Source organism: Mesorhizobium sp. NZP2077 (assembly GCF_013170805.1).
Lineage (GTDB): Bacteria > Pseudomonadota > Alphaproteobacteria > Rhizobiales > Rhizobiaceae > Mesorhizobium.
In genome coordinates, this window is sequence record NZ_CP051293.1 from 5,701,912 (window position 1) to 5,723,267 (window position 21,356).

The 21,356-nt window shown below is 63.3% G+C and carries 20 protein-coding genes; 7 read left to right on the top strand and 13 right to left on the bottom strand.

Annotated elements, in window-relative coordinates:
• The first annotated feature begins 148 nt into the window (after positions 1-148).
• The 6 genes from HGP13_RS28520 (at position 149) to HGP13_RS28535 (ending at position 6,194) form a co-directional block, all read left to right on the top strand.
• Positions 149-1,504 (top strand): glutamine synthetase family protein, encoded by a 1,356-nt coding sequence (locus tag HGP13_RS28520; protein WP_172231879.1) that lies wholly within the window; start codon positions 149-151, stop codon positions 1,502-1,504.
• A 126-nt stretch (positions 1,505-1,630) separates the two neighbouring features.
• The gene (locus tag HGP13_RS28525) at positions 1,631-2,515 is read left to right on the top strand and encodes an AraC family transcriptional regulator (RefSeq protein WP_172231882.1); all 885 of its coding nucleotides are present in this window, start codon (positions 1,631-1,633) and stop codon (positions 2,513-2,515) included.
• 133 nt (positions 2,516-2,648) lie between these two features.
• Positions 2,649-3,794, top strand: a complete 1,146-nt coding sequence (locus HGP13_RS38075) for a TonB-dependent receptor plug domain-containing protein (protein WP_246707144.1) — start codon at positions 2,649-2,651, stop codon at positions 3,792-3,794.
• Positions 3,728-4,282, top strand: a complete 555-nt coding sequence (locus HGP13_RS38630) for a TonB-dependent receptor (protein WP_281411007.1) — start codon at positions 3,728-3,730, stop codon at positions 4,280-4,282. The genes HGP13_RS38075 and HGP13_RS38630 overlap by 67 nt, the downstream gene beginning before the upstream one ends.
• A complete protein-coding gene (locus HGP13_RS38635; protein ID WP_281410979.1) occupies positions 4,279-4,836 on the top strand; it encodes a TonB-dependent receptor in 558 nt (185 codons plus the stop codon). The genes HGP13_RS38630 and HGP13_RS38635 overlap by 4 nt, the downstream gene beginning before the upstream one ends.
• A 242-nt stretch (positions 4,837-5,078) precedes the next feature.
• Positions 5,079-6,194: an anhydro-N-acetylmuramic acid kinase gene (locus tag HGP13_RS28535; RefSeq protein WP_172231885.1), complete on the top strand. Its 1,116-nt coding sequence runs from the start codon at positions 5,079-5,081 to the stop codon at positions 6,192-6,194.
• On the opposite strand, the gene HGP13_RS28540 is transcribed toward HGP13_RS28535, so the two are convergent.
• The 3 genes from HGP13_RS28540 to HGP13_RS28550 form a co-directional block, all read right to left on the bottom strand.
• Positions 6,191-6,613, bottom strand: a complete 423-nt coding sequence (locus HGP13_RS28540) for a GNAT family N-acetyltransferase (RefSeq protein ID WP_172231888.1) — start codon at positions 6,611-6,613, stop codon at positions 6,191-6,193. The two genes, HGP13_RS28535 and HGP13_RS28540, sit on opposite strands and share 4 nt — an antisense overlap.
• Positions 6,614-6,677: 64 nt before the next feature.
• The gene (locus HGP13_RS28545; protein ID WP_172231891.1) at positions 6,678-8,063 is read right to left on the bottom strand and encodes a sigma-54 dependent transcriptional regulator; all 1,386 of its coding nucleotides are present in this window, start codon (positions 8,061-8,063) and stop codon (positions 6,678-6,680) included.
• Positions 8,060-9,880: a sensor histidine kinase gene (locus HGP13_RS28550; protein WP_172234878.1), complete on the bottom strand. Its 1,821-nt coding sequence runs from the start codon at positions 9,878-9,880 to the stop codon at positions 8,060-8,062. The genes HGP13_RS28545 and HGP13_RS28550 overlap by 4 nt, the downstream gene beginning before the upstream one ends.
• Before the next feature lie 303 nt (positions 9,881-10,183).
• Between HGP13_RS28550 and HGP13_RS28555 the strand changes: the two genes are divergently transcribed.
• Positions 10,184-11,512 (top strand): dicarboxylate/amino acid:cation symporter, encoded by a 1,329-nt coding sequence (locus HGP13_RS28555; RefSeq protein ID WP_172231894.1) that lies wholly within the window; start codon positions 10,184-10,186, stop codon positions 11,510-11,512.
• Positions 11,513-11,584: 72 nt separating this feature from the next.
• Here the strand turns inward: HGP13_RS28555 and HGP13_RS28560 are convergent, their stop codons facing one another.
• The 10 genes from HGP13_RS28560 to HGP13_RS28605 form a co-directional block, all read right to left on the bottom strand.
• Positions 11,585-12,604, bottom strand: coding sequence for an ROK family protein (locus HGP13_RS28560; protein WP_172231897.1), 1,020 nt, complete (start codon positions 12,602-12,604; stop codon positions 11,585-11,587).
• On the bottom strand, positions 12,601-13,323 hold the full coding sequence (locus HGP13_RS28565) for a ribulose-phosphate 3-epimerase (protein ID WP_172231900.1): 723 nt from the start codon (positions 13,321-13,323) through the stop codon (positions 12,601-12,603). The genes HGP13_RS28560 and HGP13_RS28565 overlap by 4 nt, the downstream gene beginning before the upstream one ends.
• On the bottom strand, positions 13,320-14,153 hold the full coding sequence (locus HGP13_RS28570) for an alpha/beta hydrolase (RefSeq protein WP_172231903.1): 834 nt from the start codon (positions 14,151-14,153) through the stop codon (positions 13,320-13,322). The genes HGP13_RS28565 and HGP13_RS28570 overlap by 4 nt, the downstream gene beginning before the upstream one ends.
• Entirely contained in the window at positions 14,150-14,971 is an 822-nt protein-coding gene (locus tag HGP13_RS28575; protein WP_172231906.1) for a sugar phosphate isomerase/epimerase, read from the bottom strand. The genes HGP13_RS28570 and HGP13_RS28575 overlap by 4 nt, the downstream gene beginning before the upstream one ends.
• The gene (locus HGP13_RS28580; RefSeq protein WP_172231909.1) at positions 14,971-16,047 is read right to left on the bottom strand and encodes a Gfo/Idh/MocA family oxidoreductase; all 1,077 of its coding nucleotides are present in this window, start codon (positions 16,045-16,047) and stop codon (positions 14,971-14,973) included. The genes HGP13_RS28575 and HGP13_RS28580 overlap by 1 nt, the downstream gene beginning before the upstream one ends.
• Positions 16,048-16,058: 11 nt before the next feature.
• Complete coding sequence (locus tag HGP13_RS28585; RefSeq protein WP_172231912.1) at positions 16,059-16,880, bottom strand: sugar phosphate isomerase/epimerase; 822 nt, start codon at positions 16,878-16,880, stop codon at positions 16,059-16,061.
• 62 nt (positions 16,881-16,942) lie between these two features.
• Positions 16,943-17,785 (bottom strand): carbohydrate ABC transporter permease, encoded by an 843-nt coding sequence (locus HGP13_RS28590; protein WP_172231915.1) that lies wholly within the window; start codon positions 17,783-17,785, stop codon positions 16,943-16,945.
• 5 nt (positions 17,786-17,790) lie between these two features.
• Complete coding sequence (locus HGP13_RS28595; protein ID WP_172231918.1) at positions 17,791-18,687, bottom strand: sugar ABC transporter permease; 897 nt, start codon at positions 18,685-18,687, stop codon at positions 17,791-17,793.
• A 134-nt stretch (positions 18,688-18,821) separates the two neighbouring features.
• Positions 18,822-20,069, bottom strand: coding sequence for a sugar ABC transporter substrate-binding protein (locus tag HGP13_RS28600; RefSeq protein ID WP_172231921.1), 1,248 nt, complete (start codon positions 20,067-20,069; stop codon positions 18,822-18,824).
• Positions 20,070-20,193: 124 nt separating this feature from the next.
• Positions 20,194-21,339: an ABC transporter ATP-binding protein gene (locus HGP13_RS28605; RefSeq protein ID WP_172231924.1), complete on the bottom strand. Its 1,146-nt coding sequence runs from the start codon at positions 21,337-21,339 to the stop codon at positions 20,194-20,196.
• Between the last annotated feature and the right edge of the window lie 17 nt (positions 21,340-21,356).

Genomic DNA, 21,356 nt, shown 5'->3' on the forward strand with positions numbered 1-21,356 from the left:
CTCCCGACATTCCGGTTAGTGACTTGAAAAAATAAGGAAAAATATCCGGCAACAACCGGTTATGCTTCCCGAAAACTCACAAGCATTTTTTACCAGGAACAGTGCAGCCGATCCGGCTGAGGCACTTTCGAAAACCAGAGGTTTTAAATTGAGCGATGCAATTGCGGACGTCCTGAGCTGGCTTGAAAGCAGAAACGACATCCAGAGCCTGAGGGCGGCGGTGTGCGACCTCAACGGCGTCATGCGGGGAAAACGCATTCCAGTGGAGCAGGCGCGCAAGGCGCTGGAGGGCAAGCTGCGCATGCCCTATTCGCTGATCGGGCTCGACATCTGGGGCGAGGATATCGAAGGTAACACGCTGGTCTTCTCGACCGGCGATGCCGATGGCCTCTGCCAATGGACCGGACGCGGCATCCTGCCGGTGGACTGGACAGCGCATCCAACGGCACTCGTCCCGCTCTGGCTCGCCGACGAAAACGGCGCGCCGTATCTCGGCGATCCCCGGCGGGCGCTGGCCCGTATCCTCGACCGCTACAAGGCGCTTGGCCTGACCCCGGTCGCGGCAACCGAACTCGAATTCTATCTGGTCGATCCGCAATCGGAACGGCCGGTCGGGCCAGTGTCACCGGTCACCGGGCGCCGTCTCGATTCCGACGCGGCGCTGTCGATCGACGAGATCGACGATTTCGAATCCTTTATCCATGACGTCTACGAAGCCTGCCGAGCGCAAGGCATTCCCGTCGACACGGCGATTGCCGAAAACGGCGTCGGCCAGTTCGAGATCAACCTGAACCATGTCGCCGACGCCTTGCGGGCGGCTGACGATGCGGTGTTGTTCAAGCGCACGGTGAAGGGCATTGCCCGTAAGCACGGCTTTGCCGCCTGCTTCATGGCAAAGCCCTATGGCGACCGCGCCGGCAACGGCTTTCACGTCCATTTCAGCCTTATCGACGCCGAAGGGCGCAACGTGTTCGACGACGGCACCGATCAGGGCTCCGAAATCATGCGCCACGCGGTTGGTGGCCTGCTGGCGGCGATGGCCGAGAGCACGCTGGTGTTCGCCCCGCACTTCAACTCCTACCGCAGGCTTCGCCCGCGCTCCTATGCGCCGACCGCGGTCGCCTGGGGTTACGAGAACCGCATGGTCGCGATCCGCATTCCCGGCGGCCCGACCGGGGCGCGCCGCATCGAACATCGCGTGTCGGGAGCGGACGCCAATCCCTATCTGGTGCTTGCGGCCATACTGGGCGCGGCATTGATCGGCATCGAAAGGCAGATGTCGCCGGGCGACCCGACCGGCAGCGACGGACAAGGCGTTGTCCCGGCCAAGCTGCCGCCGGACTGGGCCTCCGCGATCGCCACCTTCGAGAACGGAACGCATGTGGCGGAGATCTTTCCGGCGATCCTGCGCGACTCCTTCGTCGCCTGCAAACGCCAGGAGCTGAACACCTTCGCCCTCAATGTCAGCGACTTCGAGATCGAGACCTATCTCGAAAGCGTTTAGGCTCCACGGACCATCGGCTTTGGTGCGGACGGCCTTGAACCGGCCGTTAGGGCTTGCGGTGCTGTCGTCAATCGGGCATAAACATGATTATTATTGTCATGTATTATACTCGGGGATAGACAGGACTTGACCTTCGTTGCGCGAATGGAAAGCCGGATAGAGGGCTTTTCCGTCATCGGCGACCTGAAATGGCACCTGTGGGACGGCGTGGTTGCCGACCTCTGGGATGTCTCGTGCGGCGACAGGGCCGAGGGCTACTATGTCTCTCCCGATCCCCGGCTGTTTGTCGCGCTCGACGTGGACGGCGACGGCGCCTTCTTCGTCGAAGGCGCCAAGGGCGAACTGTGCCCCCACGACAGGGCCCTCTCCATGGCCTACATTCCGGCCGGCGTGCCGATCCGCGGCCGGGTCGAGGGGCTGCGCCGCATCCGGCACCTCGACCTGCATTTCGACGTAGCGACGCTGACGCGCCGCTTCGGCCGCAGCCTCGACCGCGAAGCCTTGCAGATGTCGCGTTTCCAGTTTCGCGACGACCGCATCGCCATGCTGGCCGGCCTGATCGCCGCCGAATGCGGCAGCGACCAGAAGCTGCATGATCTCTATGGCGAGGGCCTGCTCAATGCCTTGTTCGCCAGCCTTTTCCGGATCGACCCGCCGGATGTCGCCAGGCGTCGGTCACCGCTGTCGCGCCGCACGCTGCGCTTGGTCACCGACTATATCGACGCGCACTGCCTGGACCGGATCCGGCTTGCGGATCTCGCCGCGCTGACCGGGCTCTCCGAGACCGCGATGAGCCATGCCTTCAAGGCGGCGACCGGCATACCGCCGCACCGCTGGCAGATGCAGGCGCGGATCGACAGGGCAAAGGCGATGATGGCGCGTGACGCTGCCTCGCTTGCCGACATTGCCGAGGCGACGGGCTTCTTCGACCAGGCGCATCTGACGCGGGTGTTCAAGGCGGTGGTCGGCGTGACGCCCGGCGCCTGGATGAAGAGCGCCGACCGCCAGTGACATTTCCGCAACATGGCACCGCGATGTCCCTCGTTTGGACAAGAATGGACAAGCCGCTCAGATCCGTCCAATGACCCTCAGATAAGTTGATATAAATGATCAAGTATCTCAACGACAAGCGGGGACTTTCCTAATGAGCAGACTTTACCGGATGAAGGCGTTGCTGGCGGGCGGCGTCGCCGCTGGCGCGATGATCCCGCCGATGGCCGCCTTTGCGCAAACAGCACCTGCCGGCACCGAGCTTGAACCGGTGGTGGTCGAGGGCGAGGCCGGAGGCAGCGCCACCGGTCCGGTCGAAGGTGTCGTTGCCAAGAAGACCACGGCCGGCTCGAAGACCGCGACCGACATCAAGGATATCCCGCAATCGGTCTCGGTGGTCGGCCGGCAGGAGATCGACGATCAGGGCGCGCAGAAGGTGGATGAGGCCCTGCGCTACACCGCCGGCGTCTTTTCCCAGCCCTTCGGCCCGGACAGCGACACCAACTGGCTGTACATCCGCGGCTTCGATGCGACGGCCACCGGCACCTACATGGATGGCTTGCAGCTGTTCAGCTACGGCTTCGGCGGCTTCTATGTCGACAGTTTTGGGCTCGAGCGCATCGAGGCGCTGAAGGGCCCGGCCTCGGTGCTTTATGGCGGCAGCAACCCCGGCGGGCTGGTCAACTATGTCAGCAAGCGGCCGGAGTTCGAACGGAAACGCACTGTCGAAACCGGCGTCAACGATGCCGGCAATGTCTATCTCGGCTTCGACATCGGCGACGTGGCCAACAAGGGCACGGTCAGCTACCGCATCAATGGCAAGGTCGCCGGCGGCGACACTTACAGCGATTTGCAGAACGGTTGGCGCGGCTTCATCTCGCCCAGCATCAGCTGGAAGCCGGATGAAGCAACCACGCTGACCATCCTGGCCAATTACAGCCACATCGACGAGAACCACAATGGCGGCAGCTTCCTGCCTTACGCAGGCACGGTGACGGACCATATAGTCGGCGGCGTGAACTACGGCCGCATCAACCCCGATGCGAATTTCACCGAACCGAGCATCGATCTCTACAAGCGTGAACAGGGCTCGATCGGTTATGAGTTCGAACACGCTTTCGACAATGACTGGACCGTGCGTTCCAACGCCCGCTTCACCGCGCCGATATCGATGAAGTCAGTGTCTATCCGAACGACTGGTCGCTCACCAATGGGCCTACCGACCTGGCGCGAATCAATTTCGACCACGACACCACGGCAAAGACCTTCCTGCTCGACAACCAGATCGAAGGCAAGGTGACGACCGGTCCAGTCGAGCATACGATCCTCGCCGGTCTGGATTTCAAGTACTACAACGTCGATCAGGTACAGTCCTCTGGTCTCTACGATCCCAACTACGACAATCCTATTGATCCCTTCCATCCGGTATACGGATCGCCGCTGACGCCCCGCGTCAGCTACCTCAACCAGAACCTGACGCAGCAGCAGCTTGGCTTCTATGCGCAGGACCAGCTGCGCTTCGGCGATGGCTGGCTCGTGGCGCTGAATGGCCGCTACGACCGTGGCTGGCTCGACGCCGATAATCGTCCGACCTTCTACTCGGCGAGCTCCAGCATGCAGAGCCAAACCGTCGGTGACTTCTCCGGCCGCGCCGGCCTCGCCTATGAGTTCGCCAACGGCGTAATCCCCTATGCCAGCATCGCAAGCTTCTTCAATCCGATCATCGGCACCGACGCGATGGGCAATCTGTTCAACCCGAAGAGGGTACGCAATATGAAGTCGGCGTGAAGTATGTGCCGACCTTTGTCGATGGCCTGTTCACCGTGTCGCTGTTTGACCTGACGCGTCACAACGTGCCGTCGAATGTCACCCTGTTCACGCAGATGCAGACCGGCGAAATGCGCTCGCGCGGCGTGGAACTGGGAGGCAAGGTAAACATTACCGATGATTTCCGGGTGACGGGCGCCTTCACCGCTTACGATATCGACATCACCAAGGACGCCAACTCGGCGCTCATCGGCAACACGCCCTTGATCGTTCCGGAAGTGATGGCCTCGGCCTCCGCCGACTACACATTCCGTGGTGACTGGTATGACGGTATCTCGATTGGCGGCGGTCTGCGCTATATCGGCTCTTCATGGGCCGACAACGCGAACACGGCGATGGTGCCGGCCGTGACACTGGCCGACCTGAAACTCGGCTACGAGAAGGAGAATTGGGGCGTCGATCTCAACGTCACCAATCTGTTCAACAAGACCTATGTCGCTAGCTGCCAGACGACGCTGACCTGCTCCTACGGCGAAGGCCGCTCGTTCAAGCTGAAAGTGCACACGACCTGGTAGCGCTTTGCCGACACGCCAGCGATGACCCATCCGACCAGCAGACGGCAGGTGCGCTGGCGGCGGCCGCCGCGTTGCCGCCGCCGAGTGGCTATAAAGGTCCACCGGCTTCAGGCTGTGGATGGAATTCTACAATGATCTGACGTGGACCTTGCCCCTCAGCCGAATCCATCCGACACCTCATCCGACAGTGGAATCTTTTCACTTCGGCCGGGCAGTCAGCGTCTCGCCAATGGAGTTCGACCATGGAACCAATCTGGGCCGTCGGCCTGATGACCGGCACCGTGCTTGACGGCAATATCGACGTTGCGCTGATCAAGACCGATGGCGAGCGCATCGACGATTTCGGCACCTACCGGCTGATGCCTTACCCCCCGTCGATCCGCTCCCTGCTGGAGGAGACGCTGACGGAGGCCCGGGCTTGGAATTTTGCCGGACCGGAACCGGCAATCTTCCGCAAGGCCGAGGAGGCGTTGACGCGTGCCCAGTCGGCGGCAGTGAAGGAGTTGGTCGAGGGCTACGGCATGACGATGGCCGATATCGGCGTCGTCGGCTTTCACGGCCAGACGGTGCTGCATCGCGCGCCGCAGGTCGGACGACTCGGCCAGACCCGACAGCTCGGCGACGGCGAGCTGATGCACAGCATATTGGGCACCAAGGTCGCCTATGACTTCCGCTCGGCCGACATGCGCGCCGGCGGGCAAGGCGCGCCCCTGGCCGCCGCCTATCACACCGCGCTGATGCGCAGCGCCGGAGCCAGCGGCGAGGTGGCCGTGCTCAATCTCGGCGGCGTCGCCAACATCACCTGGTGGGATGGCGCCGACAATGTCGTCGCCTTCGACACCGGCCCCGCCAACGCGCCGCTCAACGATTTCATCAAGTCCAAGGGGCTCGGCGAAATGGACCGCGACGGCGCGCTTGGCCGTGCGGGAACGGTCGACGAGGCCCGGCTCGCCAAGCTGTTGCGGCATCCTTATCTCAGCAAGCCCTACCCCAAGTCGCTGGACCGCTTCGACTTCGGCGCCGCCATGGCCGATGGCCTCAACGCCGAGGATGGTGCAGCCCTGCTCACCGCCTTCACCGCCGGCGCCGTCGGCAAGGCGCTCGACCTCTTGCCGAGCCGGCCGAAGAAGCTGGTGGTCAGCGGGGGCGGCCGCCACAATCCGACGATGATGGCCATGCTGGCCAGCCGCGCCGGTGTCGAGGTGGTGCAGGCCGAAAGCCTCGGCTGGAGTGGGGACGCGGTTGAGGCCGAGTGCTTTGCCTTCCTCGCGGTGCGCGTGCTGCGCGGCCTGCCGATCAGTTTTCCAAGCACCACCGGCGCGCCGCAGCCGATGCGCGGTGGAAAGCTCGCCGGTTAAGCCAGATTCTTCTGCAGGAAGATGCGGCTGCGACCGACCGGGAAATCGGCCAGCGTGCCGAAGGGCCGATAGCCCTGGCGCTGGTAGACCTTGTCGGCGTTTGGATTGAAGGTGTCGATCCAGGCATTGTTGCAGCCACGCGCGACGGCTTCCTGCTCGGCTGCGTCCAGCATCCGGCCGGCCATGTGCTGACCGCGCAGCCTTTCATCGACCCACAGCCATTGCACGTAGAGCCAGCCCCAGGCGGTGTAGCCCGAAATGCCGGCGACGACCGCACCGTCCTCGTCGCGCACGAACACGGCCAGGGCCTTTCTCTCGGAAGCGCCGACATCGCCGTCGTTGAACGCCGTCAGCCGTTCGCTGAGAAAGGCGAGGTCTTCCGGCAAGGGGTTTGCCGTCGTTTCGAGTGTCGTGTTCATGGCTCTTTCCGGAATGCTCGGCTGGATGGGATGAAGGGGTTATGAAGCGTGAGGCCCGCGCAATCTATGTCTGCTCTCGAACAGGCTGCGGATCGCCGCCATTGCGGAATTCGGATGCGGCAATGCCGTAACGCTTGAGCTTGTCGTAAAAGGTCTTGCGCGGCACGCCGAGCGCGTCGATGGCGCCGCGCACGTCGCCGCCATGGTCACGCAGCGCGTCGCGGATGAGCTGTGCCTCGTAATGGCCCACGCGTTCGGGCAGCGAGGCGGCAGGCTGCACCGATTGCAAGGGAACCGCCCTCGTCTCGTCGTCAGGCCCAAGGCCAAGCGCGACGCGATCGGCAAAATGCGCGAGCTCGCGCACATTGCCCGGCCAGGCATGCGACTGGAGATGATCGCTGACCGCGGCGTTCACCTTGGCGACAGGCCGGCCGAACCGTTCTGCCGCCTTGCCGAGGAAATGGCCGAACAGCATCGGGATATCGCCGCGCCGCTCACGCAAAGGCGGGATGCGCAGCGTCACCACGTTGAGGCGGAAATACAGATCCTCGCGAAAATCGCCGCGCTGGTCGGGCAGGCCGAGATCGACCTTCGTCGCCGCCACGACCCTCAAATCGATGCGCCGGATCTCGTTCGAGCCAAGCGGTGTAAGGCTGCGCGTCTCCAGCACGCGCAACAGCTTGACCTGCAGGGCCGGCGGCATGGATTCGATCTCGTCGAGGAACAGCGTGCCGCCGCTGGAATGCTCGACGCGGCCGATCCGCCGCCGCTGCGCGCCGGTGAAGGCGCCGGCCTCGTGGCCGAACAGCTCGCTTTCGATGACAGTCTCCGGCAGCGCGCCGCAATTCAGCGCCACGAAGGGTTTGGCGCGGCGCCGGCCCCAGCGGTGCAGCAGGTCGGCCACCACTTCCTTGCCGGTTCCGGTCTCTCCTTCGACCAGCACGTCGACATCCATGTCGGCGATCTGGCGCAAGGTTTCGCGCAGCCGGTGGATGGCAGGCGCCTCGCCGATCAGCGGCAAGCCGTCGGCGGCCAGAGCGGCTGCTTCGCGCAGCCGCCGGTTTTCCATCACCAGCCGCCGCTTTTCGCTGGCCCGTTTCAGCGCCTCGACAAGGCGGTCGCCGGCATAGGGTTTTGGAATGAAATCGTAGACCCCGTCCTTGAGCGCGGCGACGGCAAGATCGACGTCGCCATGCCCGGTGACCAGGATCACGGGTATGTCAACGTCGATCGCCTTGATGCGGCCGAACAGTTGCAGGCCGTTCATGCCCGGCATGCGGATGTCGCTGACGACCACACCGTCGAAATCCCTGTCGACGACGGCAAGCGCTGCCTCGGCGGCATCGCGCGCGACCACCGTGAAGCCGGCAAGTTCGAGCAATTGCGTGGTGGCGTGCAGCAGGTCGGCATCGTCGTCGACGAGCGCCACAAGCCCTGATCCCTGCGTCATTCAATTCGCCTCAAATCGATGGTGAAGGATGCGCCTTTGGCGCTGTCGGGATCGAGCCGGAGCGTGCCGCCCAATTCCTGGGCGATCTCCTGCGAGATCACCAGTCCGAGGCCGAGCCCCTTCTCCTTGGTGGTCTGGAACGGCATGAACAGATTGCCGGCCGCTTCCGCGCCAAGGCCAGGGCCATTGTCACGCACCGAGATCAACACCCGGTCGTCGCGCTCGGCGAGTTCGATCTCGATGCGGGGATCGGATTGGTCCTTCATGGCGTCGAGCGCGTTCTGCAGCAGGTTGACGAGGATCTGCTCCAGCCGGATGCGGCTCGCCATGACCATCGGCGAGGCGCTGCCGCGCGGCTTGACGATGGTGACGCCGGAATCACGGATGCGGCCGGAGAGCAGCGACAGTGCGCCGTCGATCGCCTCGCGCACCGGCAAAGGCGAGGCCGCAACGCCTGGCCGGCGGGCGAAGGTGCGCAAGGTGCTGGTGATGGCGCCGATGCGTTCGGTCATCGAGACGATCGAGGTCAGATTGCCGCTTGCCGGTTCGGTCTTGCCGGTTTCGAGAAAGCGTCCGGCATTCTCGGCATAGGTGCGGATGGCGGCGACCGGCTGGTTGATCTCATGGGCCACGCCGGCGGCGATCTGGCCGAGGATGGAAAGCCGGTTGGCCTGGGCGAGATCGTCGCGCAGCCGACGGACCTTGGCTTCGGCGCTCTCACGTTCGGCGATTTCGCCGGCAAGTGCGGTGTTGGATCGGGTCAGTTCCGCCGTTCGCGTCGATACCCGGCTTTCCAGTTCGGCGTTCATGCGCGCCAGCGCTTCCTGCCGCAGCCGGCGTGTGCGGCGGCGCCTTGTCAGCACATAGGCGAGCAAGCCCGTCAGCAGCAGCCCGAGCAGCGTGGTCAGCCGTGCCGTGTTGGCGGCTGACGACAGAGCGGCGTCGGCAGGCGTCAGCAGCCAGAGACGCCAGCCGGGGACCGCACCAGGCAGGTCCTGCACCACCTCGACGAACTGGCGCGGCTTACCCGAGCTGTCGATCGTGGCCAAGCCATCGCCGGCGCTGCGTCGGGTCGGCAAGGGTTCGAAGGCGGCGTCCGTCAATTGCAGCTGCTCATGGGCGGCGGCGGCATCTTGGGCCGAGAGTGGCGCCAGCGCGTGAAAGCGCCATTCAGGCTGGCTGGTGGCCAGCACAACACCGCGTTCGTCGGTGACGAAAACGAGAAAGCCGCTGGAGCGCCAATTGGTTTCGACACCGTCGAGTTCGACCTTCAGCACCGCGACGCCCAGCGGCTTGCCGTTATCGTCGACGCGGCTCGAAAGATAGAGGCCCGGCCGGCCGCTGATCGTGCCGAGGCCATACTGGCTGGCGGAACCCTTCGCCATGGCCTCGTTGAAATAGTGGCGAAAATTATAGTCGATGCCGACAAAGCTCGTCGGCTCGCCGGCATTGCTGGCCGATATCGCGATGCCCGCAGTGTCGATGACATAGATGGCGGATGCCGAGGCGTCGCCGGCGATCGCCTTGAGCTTGTCGTTGAGGGCCGCTTCCTGCATCTTGCCGGCCCGGCGCAGCGCCCCGCGCACGGCATCGTCGCGGGCCAGCACCAAGGGAACCAGGCGCTGCTTTTCGATCTCGCCGGTCAGCGTTCCCGCCGCCAGCGGCAAAGCGGCGAGCGCCGTGTCGCGCAGATTATCGGCCGCCTGGCCGGCAGCGATGCGCCCGGCAATGGCGATCGCGCCGGCCAGGATCGCAAGCGCGATGACGACGACAAGCCAACGGCCGTCGCGCAGCCGGCCTACCGCCTCACGCAGCAGTTCGCGACCGGCAAACCCTGCGGGACCGCTATCGGTGCTTGCTTGCGGCGTCTGCCTCTCCCTTTGCTAGCGGCTTAGCGGTCACTCTAATGCGAAATTCCGCCCAAGCAAACTTTCCGCGTGCGGAAATCCGCACAAACCTCGACCAAAGGCCGCTGAAGAATGCCCGGAATCCCGGGATTCCGGTCTTTCCTCGATCTGGCACAGCGCTTGCAAAACTCCTTCCAGCGGCGGGCGACCGGAACGCCGCGATGGGAGAAGTCACGCAGGGCGGGTTCCGTCCATCCGGCAAGGGAGAGATCGATGCACATCGCAGACCAATCAGGCGCGCCAGCCGCGCAGCGCAAGCCCCTCTATGCCCAACTCTATGTGCAGGTGCTGGTGGCGATCACCATCGGCATCCTGCTCGGCCATTACTATCCGTCTGTCGGCGAGAGCATGAAGCCGCTCGGCGACGCCTTCATCAAGCTGGTCAAAATGATCATTGCGCCGGTGATCTTCCTGACGGTCGCGACCGGCATCGCCGGCATGAGCGACCTGCAGAAGGTCGGCCGAGTCGCCGGCAAGGCGATGCTCTACTTTCTCACCTTCTCGACGCTGGCGCTCATCATCGGCCTCATCGTCGCCAATGTCGTGCAGCCCGGCGCCGGCTTCAACATCGACCCGGCGACGCTCGATGCCTCGACCGTCAACACCTATGCCGCGAAGGCGCATGACCAGTCGGTCACCGGCTTCCTCATGAACATCATCCCCGGCACGATCGTCGGCGCCTTCGCCGATGGCGACATCCTGCAGGTGCTCTTCTTCTCGGTGCTGTTCGGCATCGCGCTGGCGCTGGTCGGCGACAGGGGCGCACCGGTGCTCAACTTCCTGCAGGCGCTGATGGCGCCGATGTTCAAGCTGGTCAGCGTGCTGATGAAGGCAGCCCCCATCGGCGCTTTCGGCGCCATGGCCTTCACCATCGGCAAGTACGGCATCGGCTCGGTCATCAACCTCGCCATGCTGGTCGGCACCTTCTACGCCACGTCATTTCTGTTCGTGTTCGTCGTGCTGGGTGCCGTCTGCCGCTACAACGGCTTCTCCATCCTGTCGCTGCTGCGCTACATCAAGGAAGAGCTGCTTTTGGTGCTGGGCACCTCCTCGTCGGAAGCCGCCCTGCCGTCGCTGATGGAAAAGATGGAAAAGGCCGGCGCCAAGCGTTCGGTGGTCGGCCTGGTCATTCCGACCGGCTATTCCTTCAACCTCGACGGCACCAACATCTACATGACGCTGGCGGCGCTGTTCATCGCCCAGGCGACCAACATCCATCTGTCGATCGGCGACCAGATCCTGCTGCTGCTGGTGGCGATGCTCTCGTCCAAGGGCGCCGCGGGCATCACCGGAGCCGGCTTCATCACGCTCGCCGCGACGCTTTCGGTCGTGCCCTCGGTGCCGGTCGCCGGCATGGCGCTGATCCTCGGTGTCGACCGCTTCATGTCGGAGTGCCGGGCGCTGACCAACTTCATCGGCAACGCCGTCGCCACGCTGGTGGTCGCGCGCTGGGAAGGCGAGCTCGACGAGGCCAAGCTGGCGAGAGCCCTGGCAGGAACGGCCCACGACAGCCTGCCGGCGGATGTCGTTCCCGCCGAGTAATCCGCGCGGTCGCATGGCAATGCAAATGGCCGGAGGCAGCGATGCCTCCGGCCACTTTTTTACCTTGACGTGTCAGCCGTTGAAATCCCTCCGTGCTTCCGGGAACGTGCTTGGACCCACAGGCATGCGAGCCGCCAAGCTGCCATCGTCGAACAGGACAAGGCTGGCGGCGCCGACCAGCCCGGCATGGCGGCCGAGCTGGGCCTGGACCACCGGCACATCTCGATAGGCGCGCATGGCGCGTTGCCGGATGGTCGCCTCGATGACCGGATGCATCAGGTCGAGGCCATTGGCGATGCCGCCGCCGACGACCAGCACGTCGGGCGAATAGAGATGCAGCAGATTGGTGAAGCCGACGCCCAGCCAGCGCGCCTCCTCCTCGAGCAGGGCCAGAGCGAGGTCGTCCTGCAGCCGCGCGGCCTCGACCACGTGGCGCCCCGTGACCTCGCCATTGGCCGAGAGGCGGCGCAGTGTCGAGCCGTCGAAGGCTGACGTGGCGGCATTGGCGCGGCGGCCAAGTGCCGTGCCCGAGGCGATGGCCTCGAAACAGCCGACGACGCCGCAGACGCAGCGCTCGCCCTCATTGGTGATGGTCATATGGCCGATCTCGGCGGCCAGCCCACGGCGGCCATGCAGGATGCGTCCGTCGGCAACGACTCCTCCGCCAATGCCGGTGGAAACCGTGACGAAGACCAGCGAGCGGGCGCCATGGCCGGCGCCGAAGCGCCATTCGCCAAGGGCAGCCGCGTTGGCGTCGTTTTCCAGCCGCACCGGCAGGCCGAGCCGCCGTTCGAGGATGTCGGCCAGCGGCACATCCTGCCAGCCGGCAAGCGTCGGCGGCCCGACGGCGATGCCGGCCAGCGGATCGAGCGGCCCCGGCGCGCCGACACCGACGCCGACAATGGCAAGCCCCGGCGCTTCGGCATGAACGGTCGCGGCCAAAGCCTCGATCTGGCCGATCACCACGTCGGGCCCGGCCTGCGCCTGTGTCGGCACCGCGGCGAAGGCCAGGATCTTGCCGTCACGGTCGACCAGCGCGGCACGAAGCTCGGTGCCGCCAAGATCGATCGCAAGGGCGACTTCAGTGGTCATGCGGCAACCTTCAGCCCATGCAGCCAGCCGATGCGACCGGCGAGATCCTTGTCGCCAAAGGCGAGCGAACCGAGAACAACGGTTTCGGCGCCGGCGGCACGCAGCAACGGCACGGTCTCGTGGCGGATGCCGCCATCGGCTGCAAGCACGACGGCGTCCTCGCGACCGGCCTTTCTCAGGATCGCACGGGTGGCGCCCAGCCTGTCGCAGGCCTTCACCGACAGGCTCCGGCCCTTGACCCCGATCGCGGTTCCAAGAAGCGTGACGAAGGCGACCTCGGAAACGAAAGGTGTCACCGCCTCGACGGGCGTCTCCAACCTGAGCACGATTCCGGCCTCGGCGCCGAGTTCACGAGCCAGCCGCACGGCGCGCAATCCCGCTTCCCCGTTTTCGGCATGGATGCTGATCATGTCGGCGCCGGCCTCGATGAACTGGCGCGTCTGCGCCTCGACGATTCCAGCATCGACCATCAGGTGGACATGGATGGGTTTGGCCGTCAGCCCGGCTATGCGGGCGACGAGATCGGGGAAGAACAGGAAGGACGGCGCGAAATGGCCATCCGCGACATCGATGTGATGCAGATCGACATGAGGTTCGATACGCCTCAAATCGCTCTCAAAATTGGCGAGATTGGCCGACCAGAGCGAAAATTCGGCGATCAAGCGATCGCGCGGCAATGCGGCGATGGCGGCGGGGCCTGACAGGGGCTTTGAAGTCATGATTGTTCCTGATTGTTGAAATGTCTGTCGAGAAAGCCGCCGATGGCGGCGCGGATTTCGGCGAAATGACGATCCTTGTCTGAGGCTTTCGGCATCACCTCGGCGAAGGCGGCGTCGGGGATGGTCTCGGCCAGGTCGCGCGCGGTCGCCAGGGGATGGACGAGATCGATGCCGCTGCCGATGACCAGCGTGGGTATTGCGAGGCGGGCAGCTTCCGCCCGCGTCACGCCGGGTCCGTCGGCTGCGATCGCCTGCATCACCTCGGCGAAGACGGTGGCGTTTTCACGCGCGAAGAAACCGAGCAGCGAGGCGAGATTGTCCGGCGCTTCGCTGCGAAAGCGGGCTGATGTCGCGGACGAAGCGAAGGCGTCGCGCGCCGCAGCCAGCGGAAGCCGGCGGATGAGTTCGGCCACTTCGACATAGGGGCGCATGTTCTGCGGCGCTGCATCGAAGGCCCAGGCAGGGCGCACCAGCACCAAACCATGCACACGGTCCGGGTGGCGAGCCGCGAGGTGCAGCGCGATCGCCGCGCCCATGGAAATGCCGCCGGCAACGAAGCGGTCGAGGCCGGCCGCATCGGCGGCGGCCAGCACGTCGTCGGCGAACATCGCAATCGAAAACGGACGCTTGCTGCCGGCACCGGAACCGCCCTGCGCGCGGCATTCCACCGTCAGCCGGCGGTATGACGCGCTGTCTGGAAAATTCTGCGCCACCTGGGCGGCATCGCCGCCGAGACCATGCTGGAAGATAACGGGAACCCTGCCCTGACCGGTGTCGAAGACACGAAGGGCGGCATCATCGCGCAGCAGGATCGTTGGCCCCGCACTCATCGGAGCAGCCCTCGCAGGAAGGCGGCAACGCCCGGAGCTTCATCGGCGGACAGCCCGTGGGTGACGAGTGCCCCATCGAAGCCTACCGCCTTTAGCCGCGCGACGAAATCAGGGAAGTCCACGATGCCTTGCCCTGATGTGGCGAAGCGGCCGTCACCATGGCGGTCCTTGGCATGCGCCATGGCGATGTGGCCGGCGGCTTCGTCGATCGCAGCGGCGACGATCGCACGCGCCTCGTCCGGCGTCGCGTGCTCGAAAAGGTTCGCCGGATCCAGCACGATCTTGAGACGCTTAGAACCCATGTCGTCTATCAGGCGTGTCGCGTCGCTTGCCGAAGTGACGATATTGGCTTGTTCGGGCTCGATACCGAGATCGACGCCGGCCTCCTCGGCCAGCGCCAGCGCCTTCTCCATCTCAACGGCCATGTCTGACCAGGCGGCCGGGGTCGTGTTGTCGGGATGAAATGCCCATTGATCGGCGGCATTGCGCGAGCCGGTGCAGAGCGTGACCAGCGGGATGCCGAGGGCTGCCGCCATCTCGATGACGACGGCGAGACGGCGAAGACCGTAATCGCGCACCGCCTTGTCGGGATGCGCCATGTTGTAGGTGCCCGACAGAGCAGCGAGCGAAACACCAGACGATCGCGCGGCGGCACGGATGTCTAGAATGGCTGTATCTGGCACGGCATCCGGCATCGACGGCAGGCCGGCGCAGGCGGGATTGAACTGCGTCGTCTCATAGCCGGCCTGTTTCACCGCAGCCAGCACCGCGGCCGGTTCGGTGCCCGAAAAAGTCTTGGCGAAGATGCCCAGACGCATCAGACCGCACCCGAAACCGAGGTTAGCTCAACACGCTCACCGGTCTCGACGGAGCGGGCAATCGCGACCATGGCGCGGATCGACGCGATGCCGTCCTCGACATTGGCGCCGCGCATCGGCGTGCCGTTCAGCACCGTGTCGGCAAGGCCTTCCAACTGGCGGCGGAAGAAATGGCCGTCGGCCCCGAGCGGTTTGCGCGAGGTCGCGTCCTTCTCGTGGAAGATGTCGACTTCGCTGGCACGGAAATACCATGGGTTGAAGGTTTTTGCGATGACCGAACCGTTCTCGCCATAGAGCTGGAAGCCTTCGTGCCAGTCCATGCGCACAGCGACGGTCAGATCGAGATGGCCGAGCGCGCCGCTGGCGAACTCGGTCTCGACGAACCAGCAATAGGCGCCGAAGCGTTCGTTGAGGCGCGCGCGAACCGCTGTGATGTCTCCGCACAGGAAACGCGCCGTGTCGACGAGATGCGAGCCGTGCGCCAGCATGAAATACTGCCGCAGGTCTGCTTTTGGATTGCCCGAAGGCTTTCTCGCCAGCTTGCTGGTGACGGGCAGCGGCTGGATGGCGTCGGTGTTGGTGTAACGGTGCGTGGAATCGCAATACCAGGCCTTCAGCGCCAGCACCTCGCCTATCTCGTCGCGGACGAAATCGCGGGCGGCTTCCAGCGCCGGATCGAAGCGCTTCATGTGGCCGACCTGCAGCACCTTGCCGGAGCGTTTCACCGCCGCGGCCAGCGCCTCGCCTTCCTCGACAGAGGTGCCGATCGGCTTTTCGCAGAGAACATGCTTGCCGGCGTCGAGCGCCTTGATCGACATCGGCACATGATAGGCATCCGAGGTGGCGACGATCACCGCTTCCAGCTCAGGATCGGCGAGCATGGCGTCGTAGTCGGCATACATCTTTTGCGGTTCGTAGGTGGCGCCCATGCGGGCGAGCAGATCGGGCGCTGCATCGCAGATGGCGTAGAGATCGGCATTGGCGGCCTTGGTGCAGGATTGCAGATGCGCGAACTGCGCGATGGGGCCGCAGCCGAGCACGCCGACCCTGAGGCGTCTGTCTTGTTTCTTGATCATCGTCTCGTTCTTCAGGCGCCGTAGCTGCGCATTGTCTGGCGGTTGGTCTTGACCGCGCCAGCGGGATCGGCGGCGGCCGTGTCGGATTCCTCTTCAAGCACCAGCCAGCCGTTGAAGTGTGGCGCAGTGCTTGCGATCTCGATAACCGCCGGCGTGTCGCAGACGCCTTGGCCGAGCATCGCCCAAGTGCCTTTGGCATCGACATCCTTCAAATGGATGTAGCGGATGCGGTTGCGATAAGTGCGCAGCGTGTCGGGCATGTCCTTATGGCCGCGCAAGATGTGGCCGGTATCCGGCACCCAACCGACCAGATCGGGGTCGAGCAAGGCAAAGATCTTGTCGTAATCAGCGCGGTCGAACAGCAGCGTGTTGTGGTGCGAGCTCGGGTGCACCGCCACCTGGACGCCGGCCTTGCGACCAAGCTCGCCGGCCTTGTTGTAAACCTCGGCGGCGATGGCGAACTTGTCGTCGCGCGGCCCGTCGGACACCACGGTCGCCGAGCCCATCGACACCAGCGCGCCGGGAAAGGTGGAAGCGAAATCGATCCAGCGCTTCGCCGCCTCGAGGTCGGCGCCGATCTCCTCCTTGAGCGTAAAACCGCTGTCCGAGCCGAAGGCGAAGGAAACGAGCGTCAGTCCGGACGACTTCAGCGCGGCGGCGAACTCCGACGGCCGGTCGGCGTAGCGGCCGATCATGGTGTCGGTGATCTCGATGCCGGAATAGCCGCCATCGGCGATGGCCTTCAACAGATCGTCGGGGCCGCCGGTAAAACGGTCGCCGAGCATTTCCCAGGTAAAGGTCTGGCAGCCGACTTTGAGGTCTTTCACGTTCATCCTTTCAATCCTTGATACCGCTTATTGCTTGATGCCACTCTGCGTCGCCGTGGAAGGACATCCTATTTGACCGAGCCCGCGGTCATGCCGGCGAGGAAGTACCTCTGGGCAACGAGGTAGATGATCAAGAGCGGTAGCGAGCCGAGCACGCTCATCGCCATCATCTGGTTCCATTCGAAGGCGTGCTGCCCCATCAACAGCTGGATGCCGATCGGGACGGTGCGCATCGAAGTCGACTTCGTCAGCGTGAGCGCAAAGAGAAATTCGTTCCAGCACAGAAGGAAGGTGTAGACCGACGTCGCCACGATACCAGGCAATGAAATCGGGACGACCACCCGCCAAAGCGCTGTCCAACTGGTGCCGCCATCGACAGCCACGGCTTCATCGAGATCGCGGGGCAAGGTGTTCAGATATCCCGTCATCAGCAGGATCGCGTAGGGCAGCGTAAACACCAGGTAGGTCAGGATCAGTGCGACGTAGGTATCGAAGATACCGTATGAGACGACAAGCCCGAAGAAGGGGATCAAAAGTGTGATCGGCGGAATCGTCTGCGTGCTGATGATGAGTGTGTTCAGGCTGCCCTTGCCGCGGAAGTTGAAGCGGCTGAACCCGTAGGCGGCCAGCAAGGCGATCAGTACCGTCAGCACTGTCACCGTTCCCGCCACGAAATAGCTGTTGAAGAAGAAGCGCAGCTTTACCGGGTCGCCAAGGATGGCTGCGTAAGCTTCCAGCGTGAAGGCCTTGGGCAGGATGGTTGGCGGCAGGGCAAAGATTTCGGTATTCGATTTGAACGAACTGCTCAGCATCCAGTAGATCGGGAATGCCGCGAAAAAGAGCCCCGCTGCAAGCGCTACGTGGAGCGCGACGGTGATCAGCCTGTCTTTCGACGTATGCCTTTTCCTCATGGTGACTACCGAGCCTTTTGATAGCGGATGTAGAACAGCGTCAGGCCGAGAGAGATCAACAAGATGACCACGGCACTCGCCGAAGCCTGCGACAGGTTGTAGCTCGAAAACGCCAGCTTGTAGGTGTAGGTGCTGAGAACCTCGGTCGAGTAGATCGGGCCACCGCCCGTCGTTATCCAGATCAATGGGAAGACCTGCATGGTCCAGATGAAGTCGAGCAGCGAGATGCTGATGATGATCGGCATCAGCTGTGGAATGGTGATGAAGATCAGCTTCTGGTAGGCTTTCGCCCCGTCGATATCGGCGGCCTCGTAGAAATCCTTGGGAATGCCCTGCAAACCCGCGAGCAGGCTGACCATGAAGAGCGGATAGCCCGCCCAGATATTGGCGAAGGTAACGGCGTGCAGCGCGGTCTCAGGCGAGGAAAACCATTCAACCTTGGAACCGATGATGCCCAATTGCAGGAGAATGCTGTTCACGACGCCGTTCGGCTCGAGCAGCAAGCGCCAGATCACCGCGATGATCACCGCGGTGAACAGCCAGGGCAGGATGTAGAGCACGCGCAGAATATTGCGCAGCATCGGATTGATGCGGTCGCTGTTCAGCATGAGCGCGAAGATCATGCCGATGGTCATGTGGAAAATGACACTCATGCAAGTGAAGTAGAGCGTGTGCCACAGCGAAGCCCAGAACACCGGATCGTTGAAGATCGCCTGGTAGTGTTTCAGCCCGGCAAAGGACGGGTCGCGACGCAGCACCGCGCTGTTCTGGAACGAGTAGGCAATCACCGTCACCATCGGCAGCAGCATCAGAAGGCCGATGATGAGCAGCGAGGGCGACAGATAGAGGTAGGGTGCGACCGCTCGTTTCAGCTTGTGGTGGGAGCGCTTTTGCCGGGTCATGTGCCAACCTTGGGATACGCCTTCAAGAGAAGGTAAGCTTCAAAAACAGGTCCATCTCAAATTGCCGATCCGTTGTTGCCGGGTGGCCTGCCCGAAGTCAGGCCACCCGGTCGAATAAACGGGAAACAGGCCGATCAGAATTTCGCCATCCAGCCCTTCTGAGCGGCGGCGGCGGCTTGTTCCGGAGACTGCTCGCCGGCGAGCATCTTCTGGGCTTGCACGTCGAACTGGGTCATCAGGTCTTCAGCCACCGGCAGGCCGGTGAACTCATTGGCGAGATAGCCGGTCTTGAAGATTTCAAAAGCCTTGGCGAAAGCCTTGTCAGAGGTCACGAAATCGGGCTTGGCATTGACGTTTCCCGGGAAGGCGTTTGCAAGCGACACGAGCTTGGCGTTCACCTTTTCACTCATCAGATATTGGACGAGTTTCCAGGCCTCTTCCTGATGTTTCGAGGCAGCAGAAATGCCGATGCCCCAGGATGCATAGGGAAGGCCGCGCTTGCCGGTATAGTTGTCCACGACCGGGACCGGGATGAGGTCGAAGTTCAGCTTGGGATTGCGCTTGCGGATGAGGTTCACATGCGCGAGCGAGTCGATCATCATCCCGACGCGATCGTTGACGAATTCCTCGACCTTTTCCTGTTCGGTCTTGGTGGCGATGCCGGGCGAGATGGTGCCGGCGTCGTTCAGTGATTTGACGAAGGTGAGCATATCCACCACCGGTTTGCCCTCAAGGTCCGGCTTGCCGTTCGCCATCATCGACTGGCCCGAAGCCCAAACCCACGACATCATGTCGTTCTGGACGCCGGATGGCGTTTGCAGCGACAGCGGCAGCACCCAGCCATACTGGTTCTTGTCGGCGTGGGTCATCTTCTTGGCGGCTTCGAGAAACTCCGCACGGGTCGACGGCAGCTTGGTCACGCCTGCCTGGGCGGCGAGGTCCAGATTGACGAAGACAGGATAGACGAAGGAAGCCACGGGAAACATCACCGCCTTGCCGTCCACCTTGATGATATCCGCGACTTGGGCTTTGTCGAACTTGCTCGCATCCATCATCGGGTTCATGTCGGCCAGCGCACCCTGCGCGTTCAGATTGTTCACCCAGGCGCCGTCGAGACCGACGACGTCGCTGAGCGTTCCGGTTGCAGCACCAACCGAGATCTGGTCTCGCGTGGTCGCATAGGGACCGCTGACCAGCGTCACCTTGATGCCGGGATTCGCGGCCTCGAAATCGTCCATGATTTTCCGCAAGGAGCCTGCGGGCAGCTCAGGCTCCCACCATTGGGTGAATTCCAGCGTCGTGTCTGCCATGGCGGCGGTTGCGCCAAGCAACCATGCGGCCGCGGCTATTTTCAGCATCGCGGGCTTTATCCGAAACGTCATTTCTTTCTCCTCCTTCTCTGGGATCGACCGCACAATGCAGCCGATCGTCTGCTTCATTCAGAAGTCTTCTTACGCGTACTTTCGCAGGCGCCTCGCTCTCGCCTGCGGGCTCTGCCACAGTTCTTCAGATCGCCAGATGCGTCTCGGGATCGAAGAAATGGAGCTTGGTATCATCCAGGGCCAACCGGATTGCCGAACCGGAGCGGACTGCGCTGTCCGGTTCGAATCTCGCCACCGCATTCGACGTCAGGCCGAAATCCTGCACCGCGTCGGGGTCGCCGGAGTCCACCCGGATCGCGTCGATGTTGAGATGGACGATATGTTCCGACCCGAGTTCTTCGATCGAGGTCACCTTTGCCGGTATCGTCTGATACTTGCGGCCGGATTCGAGGCTGCTGTCATAGAGATCCTCCGGTCGTATCCCGAACACGACCTTGCGCCCCGCATACGACTTCAAACCCGGCCTGCGCACGAAGGCTGCATCCTGCAGCCGAATGGCAAAGGCGCCTGACATCAGTTCGCCGCCCGTCATGGTCGCCTCGAAAAGGTTCATCGAGGGAGAACCGATAAAGCCGGCAACGAAGGCGTTCACCGGCGATTCGTAGAGCCTCTTGGGTGTGTCGACCTGCTGCAGCACGCCGCCCTTCAGCACGGCGACCCTGTCCCCCATCGTCATGGCTTCGGTCTGGTCGTGGGTCACGTAAATGGTCGTCACGCCGAGCTGCTTTTGCAGGCGGGTTATTTCGGCTCGCATTTGCACGCGCAGTTTCGCGTCCAGATTGGAAAGCGGTTCGTCCATGAGAAAGGCGGCCGGCTCGCGCACCATGGCGCGGCCCATGGCAACCCTTTGACGCTGTCCGCCGGAAAGGTTGGCGGGTTTGCTGTCCAGCAGAGACGTCAGCTGAAGGGTCTTGGCGATCTCGTCGACGCGCTTCTTGCGTTCGGCCTTCGGCTTGCCTGCCAGCCGCATCGAAAAGGCGATGTTTTCGAACACCGTCATATGCGGGTAAAGGGCGTAGCTCTGGAAGACCATCGCGATGTCGCGGTCCTTGGGCGGCATGTCGACGACGTCGGTACCACCGATCCGAAGGCTGCCACTGGTGATGTCCTCTAATCCCGCGATCATCCGCAACGCGGTGGATTTTCCACAGCCGGACGGCCCGACGAGAATCAAAAACTCACCGTCCTCGACCGACAGGTTCAATTGGTCGATTGCGTGAAAATTGTTCCCGTAGGTCTTGCAGATATTCTCAAGAACGACTTCTGCCATATTCCTCCCTCCACAAG

Coding starts and splice junctions, on each gene's coding strand:
- HGP13_RS38075 (WP_246707144.1), top strand. CDS start 2,649: ATGAGCAGACTTTACCGGATGAAGGCGTTGCTGGCGGGCGGCGTCGCC.
- HGP13_RS28535 (WP_172231885.1), top strand. CDS start 5,079: ATGGAACCAATCTGGGCCGTCGGCCTGATGACCGGCACCGTGCTTGAC.
- HGP13_RS28540 (WP_172231888.1), bottom strand. CDS start 6,613: ATGAACACGACACTCGAAACGACGGCAAACCCCTTGCCGGAAGACCTC.
- HGP13_RS28545 (WP_172231891.1), bottom strand. CDS start 8,063: ATGACGCAGGGATCAGGGCTTGTGGCGCTCGTCGACGACGATGCCGAC.
- HGP13_RS28555 (WP_172231894.1), top strand. CDS start 10,184: ATGCACATCGCAGACCAATCAGGCGCGCCAGCCGCGCAGCGCAAGCCC.
- HGP13_RS28560 (WP_172231897.1), bottom strand. CDS start 12,604: ATGACCACTGAAGTCGCCCTTGCGATCGATCTTGGCGGCACCGAGCTT.
- HGP13_RS28565 (WP_172231900.1), bottom strand. CDS start 13,323: ATGACTTCAAAGCCCCTGTCAGGCCCCGCCGCCATCGCCGCATTGCCG.
- HGP13_RS28570 (WP_172231903.1), bottom strand. CDS start 14,153: ATGAGTGCGGGGCCAACGATCCTGCTGCGCGATGATGCCGCCCTTCGT.
- HGP13_RS28575 (WP_172231906.1), bottom strand. CDS start 14,971: ATGCGTCTGGGCATCTTCGCCAAGACTTTTTCGGGCACCGAACCGGCC.
- HGP13_RS28580 (WP_172231909.1), bottom strand. CDS start 16,047: ATGATCAAGAAACAAGACAGACGCCTCAGGGTCGGCGTGCTCGGCTGC.
- HGP13_RS28585 (WP_172231912.1), bottom strand. CDS start 16,880: ATGAACGTGAAAGACCTCAAAGTCGGCTGCCAGACCTTTACCTGGGAA.
- HGP13_RS28590 (WP_172231915.1), bottom strand. CDS start 17,785: ATGAGGAAAAGGCATACGTCGAAAGACAGGCTGATCACCGTCGCGCTC.
- HGP13_RS28595 (WP_172231918.1), bottom strand. CDS start 18,687: ATGACCCGGCAAAAGCGCTCCCACCACAAGCTGAAACGAGCGGTCGCA.
- HGP13_RS28600 (WP_172231921.1), bottom strand. CDS start 20,069: ATGACGTTTCGGATAAAGCCCGCGATGCTGAAAATAGCCGCGGCCGCA.
- HGP13_RS28605 (WP_172231924.1), bottom strand. CDS start 21,339: ATGGCAGAAGTCGTTCTTGAGAATATCTGCAAGACCTACGGGAACAAT.